This window comes from Bacillus sp. FSL W8-0640 (genome assembly GCF_038007725.1).
Classification (GTDB): domain Bacteria; phylum Bacillota; class Bacilli; order Bacillales; family Bacillaceae_G; genus Bacillus_A; species Bacillus_A cereus.
Window position 1 is genome coordinate 428,661 of sequence record NZ_JBBOXT010000001.1, and the last position, 13,590, is coordinate 442,250.

The following is a 13,590-nucleotide window of genomic DNA, read 5'->3' on the forward strand; positions in this document are numbered from 1 at the left end:
AAAAAGGCTTGAATACAAACTATATATGAAAACGAAAGATTGGTATGGGAGGAAAAAGCTTATTATAAATAAATTTGAGAAAAAATTGTATGGAGCCAATTATTAAAGACGTAGAAAGATAAGGAAATATCATGTAAAATAATAGTAAAAATATGTAAAGGAGGGAATGGTGTGGATGTGTTTTTGAACATTGCTGAAGAAAAAATTCGACAAGCAATACGGAATGGTGATCTTGATTATCTTCCGGGAAAAGGAAAACCACTACAATTAGAAGATCTTTCAATGGTACCTCCAGAACTTAGAATGAGTTATAAAATTTTAAAAAATGCGGGAATGATTCCACCAGAAATGGAACTACAAAAAGATATATTAAAAATAGAGGATCTAATTGCTTGCTGTTATGATGAAGAAGAGAGAAAGAGATTACGAGAAGAGTTAACAGCAAAAACGCTTCGTTTTCAGCAGGTAATGGAAAAGAGAAAGATTAAAGATAGTTCAGCTTTTCGTATGTATCAAGACAAAGTATTTCGTAAATTACGCTAAGAGGGATAAGATGACTACATTTAAAACGATAGAAGAATTAGCGACCTATATCGAAGAACAACAATTGGTACTTCTGTTTATTAAAACGGAAAATTGTGGTGTTTGTGATGTTATGCTAAGAAAAGTAAATTGCGTATTAGAGAATTATGATTACGTAGAGAAAATAGAGATATTACTACAAGACATGCAGGAGATTGCGGGGCGATATGGAGTATTTACAGGGCCAACAATTTTATTATTTCATAATGGAAAAGAAATTCTTCGTGAATCACGCTTCATTTCACTTGAAAATTTAGAGAGAACCATTCAATTATTCGAGGAATAAGGGAGGCTTTTAAATGGAATTTATTATTGTCATACTATTATTTGTTGTAGTTGGAACAATCGTAACAGCAGTTCGATCGAACAAAAAGAAGGTAAATCTTACAAAACAAAATAACATTCATAATTCATCTAACAGCTCATCACCATTATTTTTCTTTGCTGGATCTGATAATGATAGCTCGCATGATGGCGGCTCACATGATTGTGGAGGATCTTTTGGGGGAGATAGCGGAGGAAGCTGTGGTGGCGGTGGTGATTGATAAAAATGCGCCTTATATAGGCGTATTTCTTTTTAAACAAACGTTTGATTAGTCGGCTTACATATGCATAAACACAGTTAAACAAACGTTTGTTTAATATTTTTAACATACTAAGGGGAATGGAAATGAAAAGGGAACCGAAAGTGAAAAATAAGGGGAAAGTAGTGTTATTTTTATTAGCTGCAGGAGGCGTATTTCTTGTTAAATTAGCATTTAAATTTGGAACCATACATATGATTCGAACTTGGTTTGAAAGTACGTTTTCTTAAATAAGGAATATAGCCTCTTGCGATAGAGGTTTTTGATTTGTTATTATTAGACTGAACGGTCGGTTTAAAGAGGTGTGAATATGAGAAGAAGCGCAGAAGAGATAAAGAAAGAAATTGCATATAAAGCAGAAAGTCTATTTTCACAGAAGGGCTACGCAGCTACATCTATGGAAGAGATTTGTGAAATTACAGAGCGAAGTAAAGGAAGTATTTATTATCACTTTAAAAGTAAAGAAGAATTATTTTTATTTGTAGTGAAACAGCATACGTATGATTGGATTGAAAAATGGAATGAAAAAGAGAAGTTGTATAGCACTAGTACTGAAAAACTATATGGTCTCGCGGAATATCATGTAGAGGACATACAGCAACCAATTTCAAATGCAATAGAGGAATTCTCTATGAGCCAAGTTGTAAGTAAAGAGATTCTGGATGAACTGTTAGCTTTAACTAGAGAATCATATGTTATGTTTGAGAAATTAATTGAAGTAGGTATACAGTCTGGAGAGTTCCGTGAAGATAATACTCGTGATCTTATGTATATTGTAAACGGATTATTATCAGGACTTGGAGTGCTTTACTACGAATTAGATTATAAAGAGCTGAAACGTATTTATAAAAAGGCAATAGATGTATTGTTAAAAGGAATGGCAGCTGAATAATAGGTCAGTTGCTTTTCTTACAAAATAAATTAGACCGAACGGTCGGTTTATGAAAGGGGAATGAAAATGAACGCTTTATTTAAAAACCGAGCATTTATGCTCGTTATGGCGTCTGATATTTTACAACAATTTGCAATTTGGATCAGAAATATGGCTCTTTTGTATTTTATAATGGAGCGAACGAATAATGATCCAGTTTCTGTTTCGTTGTTATCAGTTATGGAATATGCACCTATTTTTATTTTCTCGTTTATCGGTGGTGCGCTAGCTGATCGCTGGAATCCGAAAAGAACAATGGTCGCTGGAGATGTATTAAGTGTACTGTCTATTATAGGAATTGTCTTGTTGTTAAAGCTGGATTATTGGCAGGCTATATTTTTTGCAACACTCATTTCCGCGATTGTAGGTCAGTTTTCTCAGCCCTCATCTTCGCGTATATTTAAGCGCTATGTAAAAGAAGGAGAGGTAGCAAATGCGATTGCATTTAACCAAACATTACAGTCATTATTTCTGATTTTTGGACCAGTGGTGGGATCGCTTGTGTATACACAACTTGGTTTATTTACATCACTATATAGCTTAATCATTTTATTTTTGTTATCTGCTATCGCCCTTTCATTCTTACCAAAATGGGTTGAAAAAGAGCAGGTGGCGAGAGACTCATTAAAAAATGATATAAAAGAAGGTTGGAAGTATGTTCTTCATACGAAAAATTTACGTATGATTACGATCACTTTTACAATTATGGGTTTAGCTGTTGGATTAACGAATCCATTAGAAGTATTCCTTGTAATTGAACGTTTAGGTATGGAAAAAGAAGCTGTTCAATATTTAGCGGCAGCTGACGGAATAGGTATGTTACTCGGTGGTATTGTTGCTGCAGTTTTCGCTTCAAAAGTGAATCCGAAAAAGATGTTTGTATTCGGTATGGGTATATTAGCCCTTTCATTTTTAGTAGAAGGGCTATCTACATCATTTTGGATTACTAGTTTCATGAGATTTGGAACAGGTATTTGTTTAGCTTGTGTTAATATTGTTGTCGGTACGCTTATGATTCAACTTGTACCAGAAAATATGGTTGGAAGAGTAAATGGAACGATTTTACCACTGTTTATGGGGGCAATGCTAATTGGAACTTCATTAGCTGGAGGATTAAAGGAACTAACTTCACTAGTTACTGTGTTTTGTATAGCGATGGCACTTATTTTATTAGCGATAGGGCCAGTTGTACGTATGCAAATAAAGAAAGAAGATATCGCTAACAAAGAGGCACTAACAAATTCATTAGCTTCAAAATAACTATTGTAAGGGAGCAATATTGCTCCTTTTTTCTTTGAGGAACTTTTGACAACTATATGAGCCAATTATATACTGATGTTGTAAAAACGATTTTACAGGTTAGGAGCAATGGTGTGAAAAATCAAATCTATGAATTACGCACTGAAAATAATATTTCACAAGGCGCATTAGCTGATAAATGTAAGGTTTCTAGACAAACGATAAATGCAATTGAGAATAATAAATATGATCCAAGCTTAGCGTTAGCGTTCCGTTTAGCTGAAGTATTAGGAACAACTGTTGATAAATTATTTTTGTACAAGCAGTAGAGTCGTTCATTATAAGGCGCACCTTTAAAAATAAAAAAGATCCTCTTCTTATGAGAAGAGGATCTTTTCTTATAGCGTTTTAGTCTTTGGACTAGGTGGTGTAACGGATGTATTATTTTCTGGAACTCTAGTTAGTAAGAATCCTCCGATAATAAATAGAACAATAATACTAAGAACACCAGCGTTTGTTTTTCCTGTTAATTGCGTTGTAACACCGACTAATACCGGACCCATAATTGCGGCAAACTTCCCAAATATATTATAAAATCCGAAGAATTCATTAGCAGATTCTTTTGGTACTAGTTTTGCAAAGTATGAACGACTTAGTGCTTGAATACCACCTTGAGATGTAGCAACTAACATTGCTAAAATCCAAAAATCAAGTGTCGTTTTTAAAAAATAAGCATATGTGCAAATAATGATATAAATAATGATACCGACATATAGCATTTTTTTGCCAGTAAATGTTTCAGATAATTTTCCGTATAGTAAAGCAAATGGACAAGCGACAATTTGTGTTACAAATAATATGATTAATAGATTCGTTGCACTAATACCGAGATCGGTTCCGTAAGCGGTAGACATAGTAATAATTGTATCGACTCCGTCAATATAGAAAAAGTAAGCGATTAGAAACATAAATACAGTTTTATATTCTTTAATATTTTTAAAAGTATCAGCAAGACGTTTGAAGCTCATTCTAATAGGTCTTGGATGACGCTCAATATAGTGTGTTTGCTCTACGTTTTTTAGCATTGGAATTGTAAATAACCCCCACCAAAGAGCTGTTATTGCAAAGGAAATTTGACTAGCAATGCCGACCGATAAGGGAATAGTTCCTTTTTGAGAAAGAATAATAAGAGCGATACAACCGATAAAAGGAATTGTACTCCCGATATAACCTAATGCAAATCCTCTTGTAGAAATTCGGTCCATTCTATCTTCAGAAGTGACGTCTACTAAAAATGCATCATAGAAAATGTTTGCTCCAGCAAAGCCGATTAAGGCGAGCATATAGCACCCTAGCAATAAGTACCACTGAGAGGTTGGAACGACTGCTAACATACTTGTAAATACGATACCGAGTCCAAAGAAGAATGTGAAAAAACGTTTTTTAAATCCTTTATAATCAGCAACTGTGCCAAGAATAGGAGCAAGTATAGAAATTAAAAGTGTTGCGAATGAGTTTGCATATCCCCAATATGCTGTTGAAGTTGCCCCAGATAGTCCAGCTTCTTTTGCAGCTGCTTTAAAGTAAATTGGAAATAATGCAGTTGTAATGACGAGCGAGTATACAGAGTTCGCCCAATCGTATAATATCCAGCTTTTTTCTTGTCTGGACATTTTTTTCATATAATGTTCCCCCTTAAATTTGTTTTACTAACAGTGTACAAAAATAAAAATTATAAAAAGAGAAACAGTGATGAATTTTACATAACTTTTACATATATACACAGTTCTTTACAATTGGAGTAAATCCTCTACAATTGCTCCGTCTGTTTCACCTAAGTGTAAACCGAGTAGTCTAGCGATAGTTGGACCTTCATCAATAAGTCTCATATACGGGACGGTAAAGCCACTTTTTATTCCTTTCCCAGCAGCGATAAAAATTGTTTCATAGTTAGGTTTTGTTGGAGAGTATCCATGCGTACCAAATGTATATTTTTTACTAGGCGTAACATCTTTTTCAGTAATTTCTTTTATAAAATCTCCTGTATAGTTTTCAGTGAAATAATACCCTTCTCGTGCTTCTAACATGAATAAACAATTACCGTCTGCACCGCAGTCTTTGGCAGCTTCATCATGAAGTATAAATTCAATTCCGTTTTGTTTATTTTGAAGTAGTTCTTCAAGGAGTAGTTGTACCTCCCGGATTGTATCCATATCATTTTTGTCCTTTACATATACATAGGCAGAGCCGTCGCAACTTTGGCAATAGGCTTTCCAGTCTACTAATTTTCCTTTTTTATTAAGAGATATAAGTCCTCTTTGATGGAATAGCACATTTAATTGGATGGATTTGTTTTCACTTAAAGCGCTATGATCACCAAGGGCAATAATTGTACTTTCTTCGTATAGGTTACTTTCTTTTAGTGCTTGAATAATTTTCCCTAGACGTTTGTCGTGTCTCTGGATAGCAGCTGTTGTTTCGTTAGATTCAAAGCCGTGATAGTGTCTTTGTGTGTCTAGATCGGTGAAATGTACGAACATGACATTAGGCTTTTTCGTCTGGATTGTATGCACAGCAGAGGCGAGGACGAAATCATCCAGCTCTGGTTGTGATAAACCATTTCTTATATGGCCGAAACGACGATTTAAATCTAATTGGTATAGTGGGCTACCGCTAAATAAGGAAACTAACACTTGATTTTGCCAAGGTCTATTGGGGGAAATTTCTGGTAAATTGTAATCGATGTTCGCTCTTCCAGTAACAGGCCATAGAAGGGCAGCTGTCGTTAAATTTGCTTTGCGCGCTTCATCATACAATGTTGTTCCTTTTATTGATTTTCGGTACCAATGCCAATCAGGTGATTCACGCCCTGGTTGAAGTAACGTATTGCTAACAACACCGTGCTTGTTAGGGTAATTACCAGTTACGATTGTTGAGTGGCTTGGATATGTTACAGAAGGATAAATTGGTTCTACTTTTTCGACAACCGTGCCCTTTTTTATTAGAGATTGGAAATGAGGTAGTTTTTGTAGTATAGGAAAATCTAAAGCTGATAAACAGTCGAATGATAAAATGATGACGTGGTTTGTTAATGCTTTATCCATAAAGTTCCCTCCTGATTATATAAAACCTATTATTATATATTACTATTAACACCTAGTAATAAATATATATTTTTAGGTGAAAGTTTATTATTTATTTTCAGAAAAATTAAACATATAATTAAGTATAAGGGAATCTATGGAGGGAGGGAACACTATGGATTGGTTAGATGGATTTGGTATTTTTTACATCATTGGCGGAATCACGATTATCCTTGTATTTGCTATTTCATATTTACTAAAGAAACGGTTTCCAGACAAACAGTTTGATATTATATTTGCACTTAGTTTAATACTTCTTTGCTTAGCGTCCTTTCCCGTTACAATGATGGTTATTGGTGGGTGGGAAGGAATGGGATATGGATTTATTGGTTTCTTTGTCCTACTTGGTACACTTATCGGTATGATTGCACATCAACTTGTGAAAATTACGCGGAAAAGCTACGTATAAAACTGCAAAAAATGAAAAGGATATATAAAAATAAGAAAATTAGCTATTGTTTTAAAAAAGAATTTGTATTATGATAATCAACAAATTTATTTCGTTATAACGATGAAAAAGGACTAGTACATGTTCAACCTTTTTAGCAGAGAGAGAATCCGTCAGGCTGAAAGATTCTTAAAAAGGCAATATGGAACCTGCCTTTGAGTTCTGCATATGCAGCGGGAATTTCCCGTTATCAAAAAGAGAGCATGCGCAATTTTTGTGCATGAATCAGGGTGGTAACGCCGGCAAAGCTCGGTCCCTATTTAGGGACGCGGGCTTTTTTGTATTTTCTAGAAGGAGGAAGACTGACTATGGCAAAAGAACAAGTGCAAGCCATTACGAAGATGGAAGAGGACTTTGCGCAGTGGTATACCGATATTGTAAAAAAAGCCGAACTTGTTGATTATTCAAGTGTAAAAGGGTGCATGATTTTACGTCCGTATGGTTATGCCTTATGGGAGAATATGCAGAAGGTGATGGATGAGAAGTTAAAAGGAACTGGCCATGAAAATGTATATATGCCAATGTTTATCCCAGAGAGTTTATTGCAAAAAGAGAAGGATCATGTTGAAGGATTTGCTCCTGAAGTAGCATGGGTTACGCATGGTGGAGATGAAAAGTTAGCGGAAAGACTTTGTGTACGTCCTACATCTGAAACTTTGTTCTGTGAGCACTTTTCAAAAATTGTGCAATCCTATAATGATTTGCCAAAGTTATATAATCAGTGGTGTTCAGTAGTTCGTTGGGAGAAGACAACTAGGCCATTCCTTCGTACGACTGAATTTTTATGGCAAGAGGGTCATACAATCCATGAAACGGCAGAAGAATCGCAGGCTGAAACATTAAATATTTTAAACTTATATGCTTCTTTCTGTGAGGATTATTTAGCAATACCAGTTATTAAAGGACAAAAAACAGAAAAAGAGAAGTTTGCTGGAGCAAAGGCAACTTATACAATTGAAAGTTTAATGCATGATGGAAAAGCACTTCAAACAGGAACCTCTCATAACTTTGGGACGAATTTCTCAGAAGCATTTGATATTAAGTTTTTAGATCGTAACGGTAAGTGGCAATATGTGCACCAAACATCTTGGGGTGTATCAACAAGAATGATAGGCGGGCTAATAATGGTTCATAGTGATAATAATGGACTTGTAATGCCACCAAAAGTCGCTCCAGTGCAAGTTGTTATTGTACCAATTGCTCAGCATAAAGAAGGAGTTTTAGCAAAAGCAACAGAGTTACAAGGACATATTCAAAAGGTTGCACGAGTAAAAATAGATGCTAGTAATAAAACACCAGGCTGGAAATTTAATGAGTATGAAATGAAGGGGATTCCAATTCGATTAGAAGTTGGCCCTAAAGATATTGAAAAGAATCAAGTTGTACTTGTAAGAAGAGACACGAAGGAAAAAGAGTTTGTATCAATGGATCAATTAGAAGAACGTATTCCAGCATTACTTGAAGAAATTCATATTGCTTTATTTGATAAAGCAAAAGCATTTCGCGATGAGAATACGTATGTTGCGACAAATTTCGAAGAGATGAAAAAAATAGCTGACGAAAAGCAAGGCTTTATTAAGGCAATGTGGTGCGGGGAATTAGCTTGTGAAGAAAAACTAAAAGAAGAAGTTGGAGTATCTTCACGTTGTATGCCTTTTGAGCAAGAGCATTTAGCTGATGAATGTATTTGTTGTGGTAAAGAAGCTAAACAAATGGTGTATTGGGGAAAAGCGTATTAATACTTTTTCTGATAGGTGATAAAAGGACTTTGGGCTGCATAATAAAATGCAATCCAAAGTCCTTTTTAGTTTTATAAAGTATTTCATGTATTCTTTAGATGGAAGTATGTTGCTCTTATTTTACGTTTTTACGACGAATAAACAGTAACATACCAATTAGGAATATTGAAAGACCCATTAAAATAGATATAGGGTAATGCGTTGCGGTATTCGGTAATTTATCACCTTGTTTTTTCGTATTATCTTTTACATTACCCCCTTGAGAACCGTTGCCCTCCTGAGAATTGCTATCGCCTTTAACACGATTGCCACCTTGAGAGCCATTACCGCCGTGTGAGCCACTGCCACCAGAACCATCGCCACCAGAACGGTTACCACCAGAGCCGTTGCTACCAGAACCGTTACCGCCAGAACCGCTGCCACCAGAGCCGTTGCTACCAGAACTGTTACCGCCAGAACCACTGCCACCAGAGTCATTGCCACCAGAGTCATTGCCACCAGAACCGTTACCGCCGGAACCACTGCCACCAGAACCGTTACCGCCGGAACCACTGCCACCGGAACCGTTACCGCCAGAACCACTGCCACCGGAACCATTACCGCCGGAACCACTGCCGCTAGAACCGTTGCCACCAGAACCGTTATCGCCGGAACCATTGCCGCCAGAGCCACTGCCATCAGAACCGTTACCGCCGGAACCGTTGCCGCCATCGCCACCAGAACCGTTTTCACCAGAGCCGCTGCCACCGGAACCACTATCGTCCTGAGAACCGTTATTTCCTGGAGGTTTATTATTATCCTTTGAGTTTCCTTCTGCAAAATGATCGCTATTTTGTACAATAGCGTTTGTTAATGGTTGGAAGTTTTCAGTTGCAGCATTACCGATATTTAAACCGCTAAAAAAAGATAGAGAGAGTGTTGATGCTAAAATGAAGATTTTCGTCATGGTTTTCCTCCTAAGAAATGAATGTTCCATCTAAAATACATCCCTTTGTAATATTTCTTAGGAAAAAGAGTTTTATGCAAAAAAAACTATATATAGAAAAAGGTGGTATATTTGTCAAAGCAGAAAAGAGTTAATGTAGATTTCCTACAAATAATAGAGGTGGAGAATTTACATTCATAACGGTAGAGGAAGTGGCAGTAGATGAAAGAGTATATAGCGTTTGATATTGGCGGTACGCAAATTAAGTATGGCATTATTTCAGAAGCAGGGAGAGTATTAAAGCGTAAAACAGTTGCAACAGAAATTCACTTAGGCGGAGAACAAATTATTCAAAAACTCATTCTTTTATCAAAAAAATTAATGAATGAACATACTATTGCCGGAATTGGTATTAGCACTGCGGGAATTGTTGATATTAATAAGGGAATTGTGACGGGAGGCGCGGATCATATTCCGGGATATAGTACTATTCCTATTATTGATAGATTGCAAGAGATATTAAAAGTTCCGGTATCGATTGACAATGATGTGAATTGTGCAGCGTTTGGAGAAAAGTGGAATGGTAGTGTAAGAGAGAAAGAGAACTTTATTATGCTCACCATTGGAACAGGAGTTGGGGGAGCAATTTTTATAGATGGAGAATTGTACCGAGGACATTCATTTAGTGCTGGTGAATGGGGGAATATGCTAATAGAAGGAAAAACGTTTGAAGAGGTTGCTTCGATTTCAGGATTAATTCGGCTTGTAAGAAAATATAAAGGCAAAGGCGAGTGGAATGGGAGAACAATTTTTGAGTTGTATGATAAAGGAGATAGAGAAGTTGCTCAAGCAGTTGGGATTTTCTTTAAACATTTGGCAATCGGAATTAGTAATCTTGCTTATATTTTTAATCCAGAAACAATTATTATTGGGGGAGGAATTACCGATAGAGGAAATGAGTTTTTAAAAGAAGTAAAAGAAGAGGTCAGTAAATACTTAAATCAAGAGATTTATAATAATTGTGAGATTGAACTTGCACAAAACGGTAATTGTGCAGGAATGATTGGTGCTATTTACCACTTATTACATCATCGTAAGTAAATTATATGAATGTTTTCATATAACTGAGAATTTATCCTTTTTATCAATAGGTAAATAATGCTACAATATAAGAGAAGAATACAATATTTTCCGATATGGAAAATGCTTTGTAGAAAGGGAGAAACTTCATGCCTATTATTTTAGAAAAAGGTCAAAAGATCGATTTAACGAAAGGACAACCAAAAGTAGCAAAACTACAGGTTGGCTTAGGCTGGGATCCAATTGGGCAATCAGGTGGATTTCTGTCTTCATTATTTGGAAGTAAACCAAATATAGATTGTGATGCATCTGTTGTTATGTTAGAAGGAGATCGTTTTTTAAACAAAAATGATTTAGTTTACTTCGGAAACAAACTTTCTACTTGTGGTAGTATTATTCATTCAGGAGATAATTTAACAGGTGAAGGCGAAGGTGACGATGAAACAATCTTTGTAGAATTACATAAAGTCCCAAGTCGTATTAACCGTTTAGTATTCGTTGTAAATATTTATGACTGTGTAAACAGACGTCAAGACTTTGGTATGATTCGTAACGCTTATATTCGTATTCAAAATCCTCATACAGGTGAGGAATTAGCACGTTATAATTTATCAGAAAACTATGCTAGTAAAACAACTTTAATTGCAGGAGAAATGTATCGCTACGAAAATGAGTGGAAGTTTTCAGCAGTTGGAGAAGGCACGCAAGATAAAAACTTAAGTGAGATTGTATCACGTTATCAATAGGATAAACTAAGGAGGAATTTTTAAATGGCATCTATTTCTTTAAAAAAGGGACAAAAGGTAGATTTAACAAAAACAAATCCAGGTTTATCAAAGGTACTTGTAGGGCTTGGCTGGGATACAAATCGTTATGATGGACAAGCTGATTTCGATTTAGATGTTAGTATCTTTTTAGTAGGTGCGAACGGTAAAGTTTCAGGAGCAGAAGATTTCGTTTTCTATAATAATCCCAAAGGTGCGAATGGTGCTGTAGAGCATTTAGGAGATAACCGAACTGGTGAAGGCGAAGGCGATGATGAAGCGATTAAAATCGATTTAAAAAATGTTCCTGCTCACATCGAACGTATTTGTTTCACAATTACAATTTATGATGGAGAAGGCCGCAGCCAAAACTTTGGTCAAGTTTCTAACTCATTCGTACGTATTCTCGATGAAGAAAAGAATGCAGAGTTAATTCGTTACGATTTAGGAGAAGATTTCTCTATTGAAACAGCGGTAGTAGTAGGTGAATTATACCGCCATGCAGGTGATTGGAAGTTCAATGCAATCGGAAGTGGATTCCAAGGTGGATTAGCGTCTCTATGTAATAACTTTGGTTTAGATGTAGAGTAATAGATTCAATTTATATATCCATTGGTGAAATGCATGTTTACTGATGGGTATATTTTTAAAGATAAAAATATAGAGGTGAATATAAATGGCTATTCAGTTACAAAAAGGACAGAAGATTGATTTAGGTAAGACGAGTCCTGGTTTAACAAAAGCAGTAATTGGTCTTGGATGGGATATTAAATCTTATGATGGCGGAGACGATTTCGATTTAGATGCATCTGCTTTTTTATTAGATGCGAACGGGAAATGTACGAAGGAAACTGATTTTATCTTCTATAATAATTTAAAGTCTCCTTGTGGATCAGTTTTACATACTGGCGATAACAGAACAGGTGAAGGCGAAGGCGACGATGAGCAACTTGTTGTAGATTTGAAAAAGGTTCCAGCAGACGTTCATAAAATTGCTATTACAGTTACAATTTATGATGCGGAAGGCCGTAATCAAAACTTTGGACAAGTAGGAAACGCATTCGTTCGTTTAGCGAATGAAGAGACGAACGAAGAAGTTCTTCGTTTTGATTTAGGGGAAGACTTCTCTATCGAAACAGCAGTTGTCTTTTGTGAATTATACCGTCATAATGGACAGTGGAAGTTTAATGCAGTAGGAAGTGGATTCCAAGGTGGTTTAGGTGCGCTTGTAAGAGCGTATGGCTTGGATGCATAGAAAGGAAACGATATTCGTTTCCTTTTTTTGACCTTTCTATAAATCTAGCAAAGAATAGGGGATAAAGGTAAGATGAGTATTTTGCAAGGAATCCTTGATACGTATGCTCAGTTTTTCGACTTGGACATGTGGATTAAAGTGTTGCAAGATCCAGTATCTTGGGGATTAATTGGTACACTTGTTGTACTTGAAGGGTTGTTATCTGCTGATAACGCACTTGTGTTAGCGGTAATGGTAAAACACCTTCCTGAAGAGAAACGTAAAAAAGCATTATTCTATGGACTTATTGGAGCTTATATATTCCGCTTTATTGCAATTGGAATCGGAATGTTCTTGATTAAATTATGGTGGGTAAAACTTCTTGGTGCACTTTACCTTGCTTGGTTATCAGTAAAATACTTTATTGATAAGCGTAAAGGTGCAGGTGAAGAAGAGGAAGCTCATGGTATGAACCAAAACAGTATTTTCTTCAGAATGTTCGGTGTCTTCTGGGGAACAGTTGCAATGGTCGAATTAATGGATATCGCATTCTCTGTAGATAGTGTACTTGCTGCATTTGGTGTATCTAATGAAGTTTGGATTTTATTATTAGGCGGAATGCTAGGTATTTTAATGATGCGTGGTATTGCCGGTGTATTCTTGAAATTATTAGAGCGTATTCCAGAGCTTGAAACGACAGCATACATTTTAATCTTAATTATTGCATCGAAAATGTTACTGTCTTTAATCGAGATTGAGATTAGTCATACACTATTCTTTATTATTTTAGTTGTAGCATTTGGAGCAACATTTATAATTCACTACATGAAGAATTCTGGACAAGCTAAAGAAGAAGTTGCAGCTACTAAAGAAGATAATAAATAATTGAAATGGGTTTGCTCGTTTTGCGAGCGCCCATTT

At 35.8% G+C, this 13,590-nt stretch carries 17 protein-coding genes and 1 other annotated feature; of the genes, 14 read left to right on the forward strand and 3 right to left on the reverse strand.

From position 1 onward, the window contains the following. Positions 1 to 171: 171 nt before the first annotated feature. From N2V80_RS02220 to N2V80_RS02250, 7 genes are all read left to right on the forward strand, one after another. Complete coding sequence (locus N2V80_RS02220) at positions 172 to 543, forward strand: DnaJ family domain-containing protein (RefSeq protein ID WP_000382380.1); 372 nt, start codon at positions 172 to 174, stop codon at positions 541 to 543. A 10-nt stretch (positions 544 to 553) separates the two neighbouring features. Beyond that, the gene (locus tag N2V80_RS02225; RefSeq protein ID WP_000206517.1) at positions 554 to 868 is read left to right on the forward strand and encodes a thioredoxin family protein; all 315 of its coding nucleotides are present in this window, start codon (positions 554 to 556) and stop codon (positions 866 to 868) included. Positions 869 to 881: 13 nt separating this feature from the next. Beyond that, positions 882 to 1,127, forward strand: coding sequence for a hypothetical protein (locus N2V80_RS02230; protein WP_000394369.1), 246 nt, complete (start codon positions 882 to 884; stop codon positions 1,125 to 1,127). A 125-nt stretch (positions 1,128 to 1,252) separates the two neighbouring features. Further along, positions 1,253 to 1,396 carry a hypothetical protein gene (locus tag N2V80_RS02235; RefSeq protein ID WP_000817981.1) on the forward strand — a complete coding sequence of 48 codons (144 nt, stop codon included), beginning with the start codon at positions 1,253 to 1,255 and terminating at the stop codon, positions 1,394 to 1,396. A gap of 80 nt (positions 1,397 to 1,476) precedes the next feature. Further along, the gene (locus tag N2V80_RS02240) at positions 1,477 to 2,058 is read left to right on the forward strand and encodes a TetR/AcrR family transcriptional regulator (RefSeq protein WP_001254434.1); all 582 of its coding nucleotides are present in this window, start codon (positions 1,477 to 1,479) and stop codon (positions 2,056 to 2,058) included. A 66-nt stretch (positions 2,059 to 2,124) separates the two neighbouring features. Then, positions 2,125 to 3,357: an MFS transporter gene (locus N2V80_RS02245; protein WP_000992568.1), complete on the forward strand. Its 1,233-nt coding sequence runs from the start codon at positions 2,125 to 2,127 to the stop codon at positions 3,355 to 3,357. 56 nt (positions 3,358 to 3,413) lie between these two features. Then, the gene (locus N2V80_RS02250; RefSeq protein ID WP_002023181.1) at positions 3,414 to 3,665 is read left to right on the forward strand and encodes a helix-turn-helix transcriptional regulator; all 252 of its coding nucleotides are present in this window, start codon (positions 3,414 to 3,416) and stop codon (positions 3,663 to 3,665) included. A gap of 69 nt (positions 3,666 to 3,734) precedes the next feature. Here the strand turns inward: N2V80_RS02250 and N2V80_RS02255 are convergent, their stop codons facing one another. Together N2V80_RS02255 and N2V80_RS02260 are read right to left on the reverse strand one after the other, a co-directional pair. After that, positions 3,735 to 5,018 carry an MFS transporter gene (locus N2V80_RS02255; protein WP_000738812.1) on the reverse strand — a complete coding sequence of 428 codons (1,284 nt, stop codon included), beginning with the start codon at positions 5,016 to 5,018 and terminating at the stop codon, positions 3,735 to 3,737. A 108-nt stretch (positions 5,019 to 5,126) separates the two neighbouring features. Further along, on the reverse strand, positions 5,127 to 6,440 hold the full coding sequence (locus N2V80_RS02260) for an alkaline phosphatase family protein (RefSeq protein WP_061655985.1): 1,314 nt from the start codon (positions 6,438 to 6,440) through the stop codon (positions 5,127 to 5,129). Between the two features lie 154 nt (positions 6,441 to 6,594). Between N2V80_RS02260 and N2V80_RS02265 the strand changes: the two genes are divergently transcribed. Both N2V80_RS02265 and proS read left to right on the forward strand, forming a co-directional pair. Continuing rightward, entirely contained in the window at positions 6,595 to 6,888 is a 294-nt protein-coding gene (locus tag N2V80_RS02265; protein WP_000383853.1) for a YesK-like family protein, read from the forward strand. 93 nt (positions 6,889 to 6,981) lie between these two features. Beyond that, positions 6,982 to 7,188 (forward strand) — a binding site (T-box leader). Positions 7,189 to 7,235: 47 nt separating this feature from the next. Then, the gene (gene proS / locus N2V80_RS02270) at positions 7,236 to 8,666 is read left to right on the forward strand and encodes a proline--tRNA ligase (protein WP_001040994.1); all 1,431 of its coding nucleotides are present in this window, start codon (positions 7,236 to 7,238) and stop codon (positions 8,664 to 8,666) included. Between the two features lie 115 nt (positions 8,667 to 8,781). Here proS and N2V80_RS02275 read toward each other — a convergent pair whose 3' ends face one another. Continuing rightward, on the reverse strand, positions 8,782 to 9,612 hold the full coding sequence (locus N2V80_RS02275) for an LPXTG cell wall anchor domain-containing protein (protein ID WP_061655986.1): 831 nt from the start codon (positions 9,610 to 9,612) through the stop codon (positions 8,782 to 8,784). Positions 9,613 to 9,813: 201 nt separating this feature from the next. On the opposite strand from N2V80_RS02275, the gene N2V80_RS02280 reads away from it, so the two are divergent. The 5 genes from N2V80_RS02280 (at position 9,814) to N2V80_RS02300 (ending at position 13,554) form a co-directional block, all read left to right on the forward strand. Further along, positions 9,814 to 10,692: an ROK family protein gene (locus N2V80_RS02280; RefSeq protein ID WP_061655987.1), complete on the forward strand. Its 879-nt coding sequence runs from the start codon at positions 9,814 to 9,816 to the stop codon at positions 10,690 to 10,692. Positions 10,693 to 10,820: 128 nt separating this feature from the next. Beyond that, a complete protein-coding gene (locus tag N2V80_RS02285; protein WP_001121578.1) occupies positions 10,821 to 11,417 on the forward strand; it encodes a TerD family protein in 597 nt (198 codons plus the stop codon). A gap of 24 nt (positions 11,418 to 11,441) precedes the next feature. After that, entirely contained in the window at positions 11,442 to 12,026 is a 585-nt protein-coding gene (locus N2V80_RS02290) for a TerD family protein (RefSeq protein ID WP_000146720.1), read from the forward strand. An 85-nt stretch (positions 12,027 to 12,111) separates the two neighbouring features. Further along, a complete protein-coding gene (locus N2V80_RS02295) occupies positions 12,112 to 12,690 on the forward strand; it encodes a TerD family protein (protein ID WP_001007532.1) in 579 nt (192 codons plus the stop codon). A gap of 72 nt (positions 12,691 to 12,762) precedes the next feature. Beyond that, the gene (locus tag N2V80_RS02300) at positions 12,763 to 13,554 is read left to right on the forward strand and encodes a TerC family protein (RefSeq protein WP_000025688.1); all 792 of its coding nucleotides are present in this window, start codon (positions 12,763 to 12,765) and stop codon (positions 13,552 to 13,554) included. Positions 13,555 to 13,590 lie beyond the last annotated feature (36 nt).

Excerpts from the sequence above, each read along its gene's own strand:
- N2V80_RS02240 (WP_001254434.1), top strand. The coding sequence starts at position 1,477 with ATGAGAAGAAGCGCAGAAGAGATAAAGAAAGAAATTGCATATAAAGCA.
- N2V80_RS02300 (WP_000025688.1), top strand. The coding sequence starts at position 12,763 with ATGAGTATTTTGCAAGGAATCCTTGATACGTATGCTCAGTTTTTCGAC.
- N2V80_RS02225 (WP_000206517.1), top strand. The coding sequence starts at position 554 with ATGACTACATTTAAAACGATAGAAGAATTAGCGACCTATATCGAAGAA.
- proS (WP_001040994.1), top strand. The coding sequence starts at position 7,236 with ATGGCAAAAGAACAAGTGCAAGCCATTACGAAGATGGAAGAGGACTTT.
- N2V80_RS02235 (WP_000817981.1), top strand. The coding sequence starts at position 1,253 with ATGAAAAGGGAACCGAAAGTGAAAAATAAGGGGAAAGTAGTGTTATTT.
- N2V80_RS02245 (WP_000992568.1), top strand. The coding sequence starts at position 2,125 with ATGAACGCTTTATTTAAAAACCGAGCATTTATGCTCGTTATGGCGTCT.
- N2V80_RS02265 (WP_000383853.1), top strand. The coding sequence starts at position 6,595 with ATGGATTGGTTAGATGGATTTGGTATTTTTTACATCATTGGCGGAATC.
- N2V80_RS02275 (WP_061655986.1), bottom strand. The coding sequence starts at position 9,612 with ATGACGAAAATCTTCATTTTAGCATCAACACTCTCTCTATCTTTTTTT.
- N2V80_RS02230 (WP_000394369.1), top strand. The coding sequence starts at position 882 with ATGGAATTTATTATTGTCATACTATTATTTGTTGTAGTTGGAACAATC.
- N2V80_RS02290 (WP_000146720.1), top strand. The coding sequence starts at position 11,442 with ATGGCATCTATTTCTTTAAAAAAGGGACAAAAGGTAGATTTAACAAAA.
- N2V80_RS02250 (WP_002023181.1), top strand. The coding sequence starts at position 3,414 with ATGAGCCAATTATATACTGATGTTGTAAAAACGATTTTACAGGTTAGG.
- N2V80_RS02295 (WP_001007532.1), top strand. The coding sequence starts at position 12,112 with ATGGCTATTCAGTTACAAAAAGGACAGAAGATTGATTTAGGTAAGACG.
- N2V80_RS02255 (WP_000738812.1), bottom strand. The coding sequence starts at position 5,018 with ATGAAAAAAATGTCCAGACAAGAAAAAAGCTGGATATTATACGATTGG.
- N2V80_RS02260 (WP_061655985.1), bottom strand. The coding sequence starts at position 6,440 with ATGGATAAAGCATTAACAAACCACGTCATCATTTTATCATTCGACTGT.
- N2V80_RS02280 (WP_061655987.1), top strand. The coding sequence starts at position 9,814 with ATGAAAGAGTATATAGCGTTTGATATTGGCGGTACGCAAATTAAGTAT.
- N2V80_RS02285 (WP_001121578.1), top strand. The coding sequence starts at position 10,821 with ATGCCTATTATTTTAGAAAAAGGTCAAAAGATCGATTTAACGAAAGGA.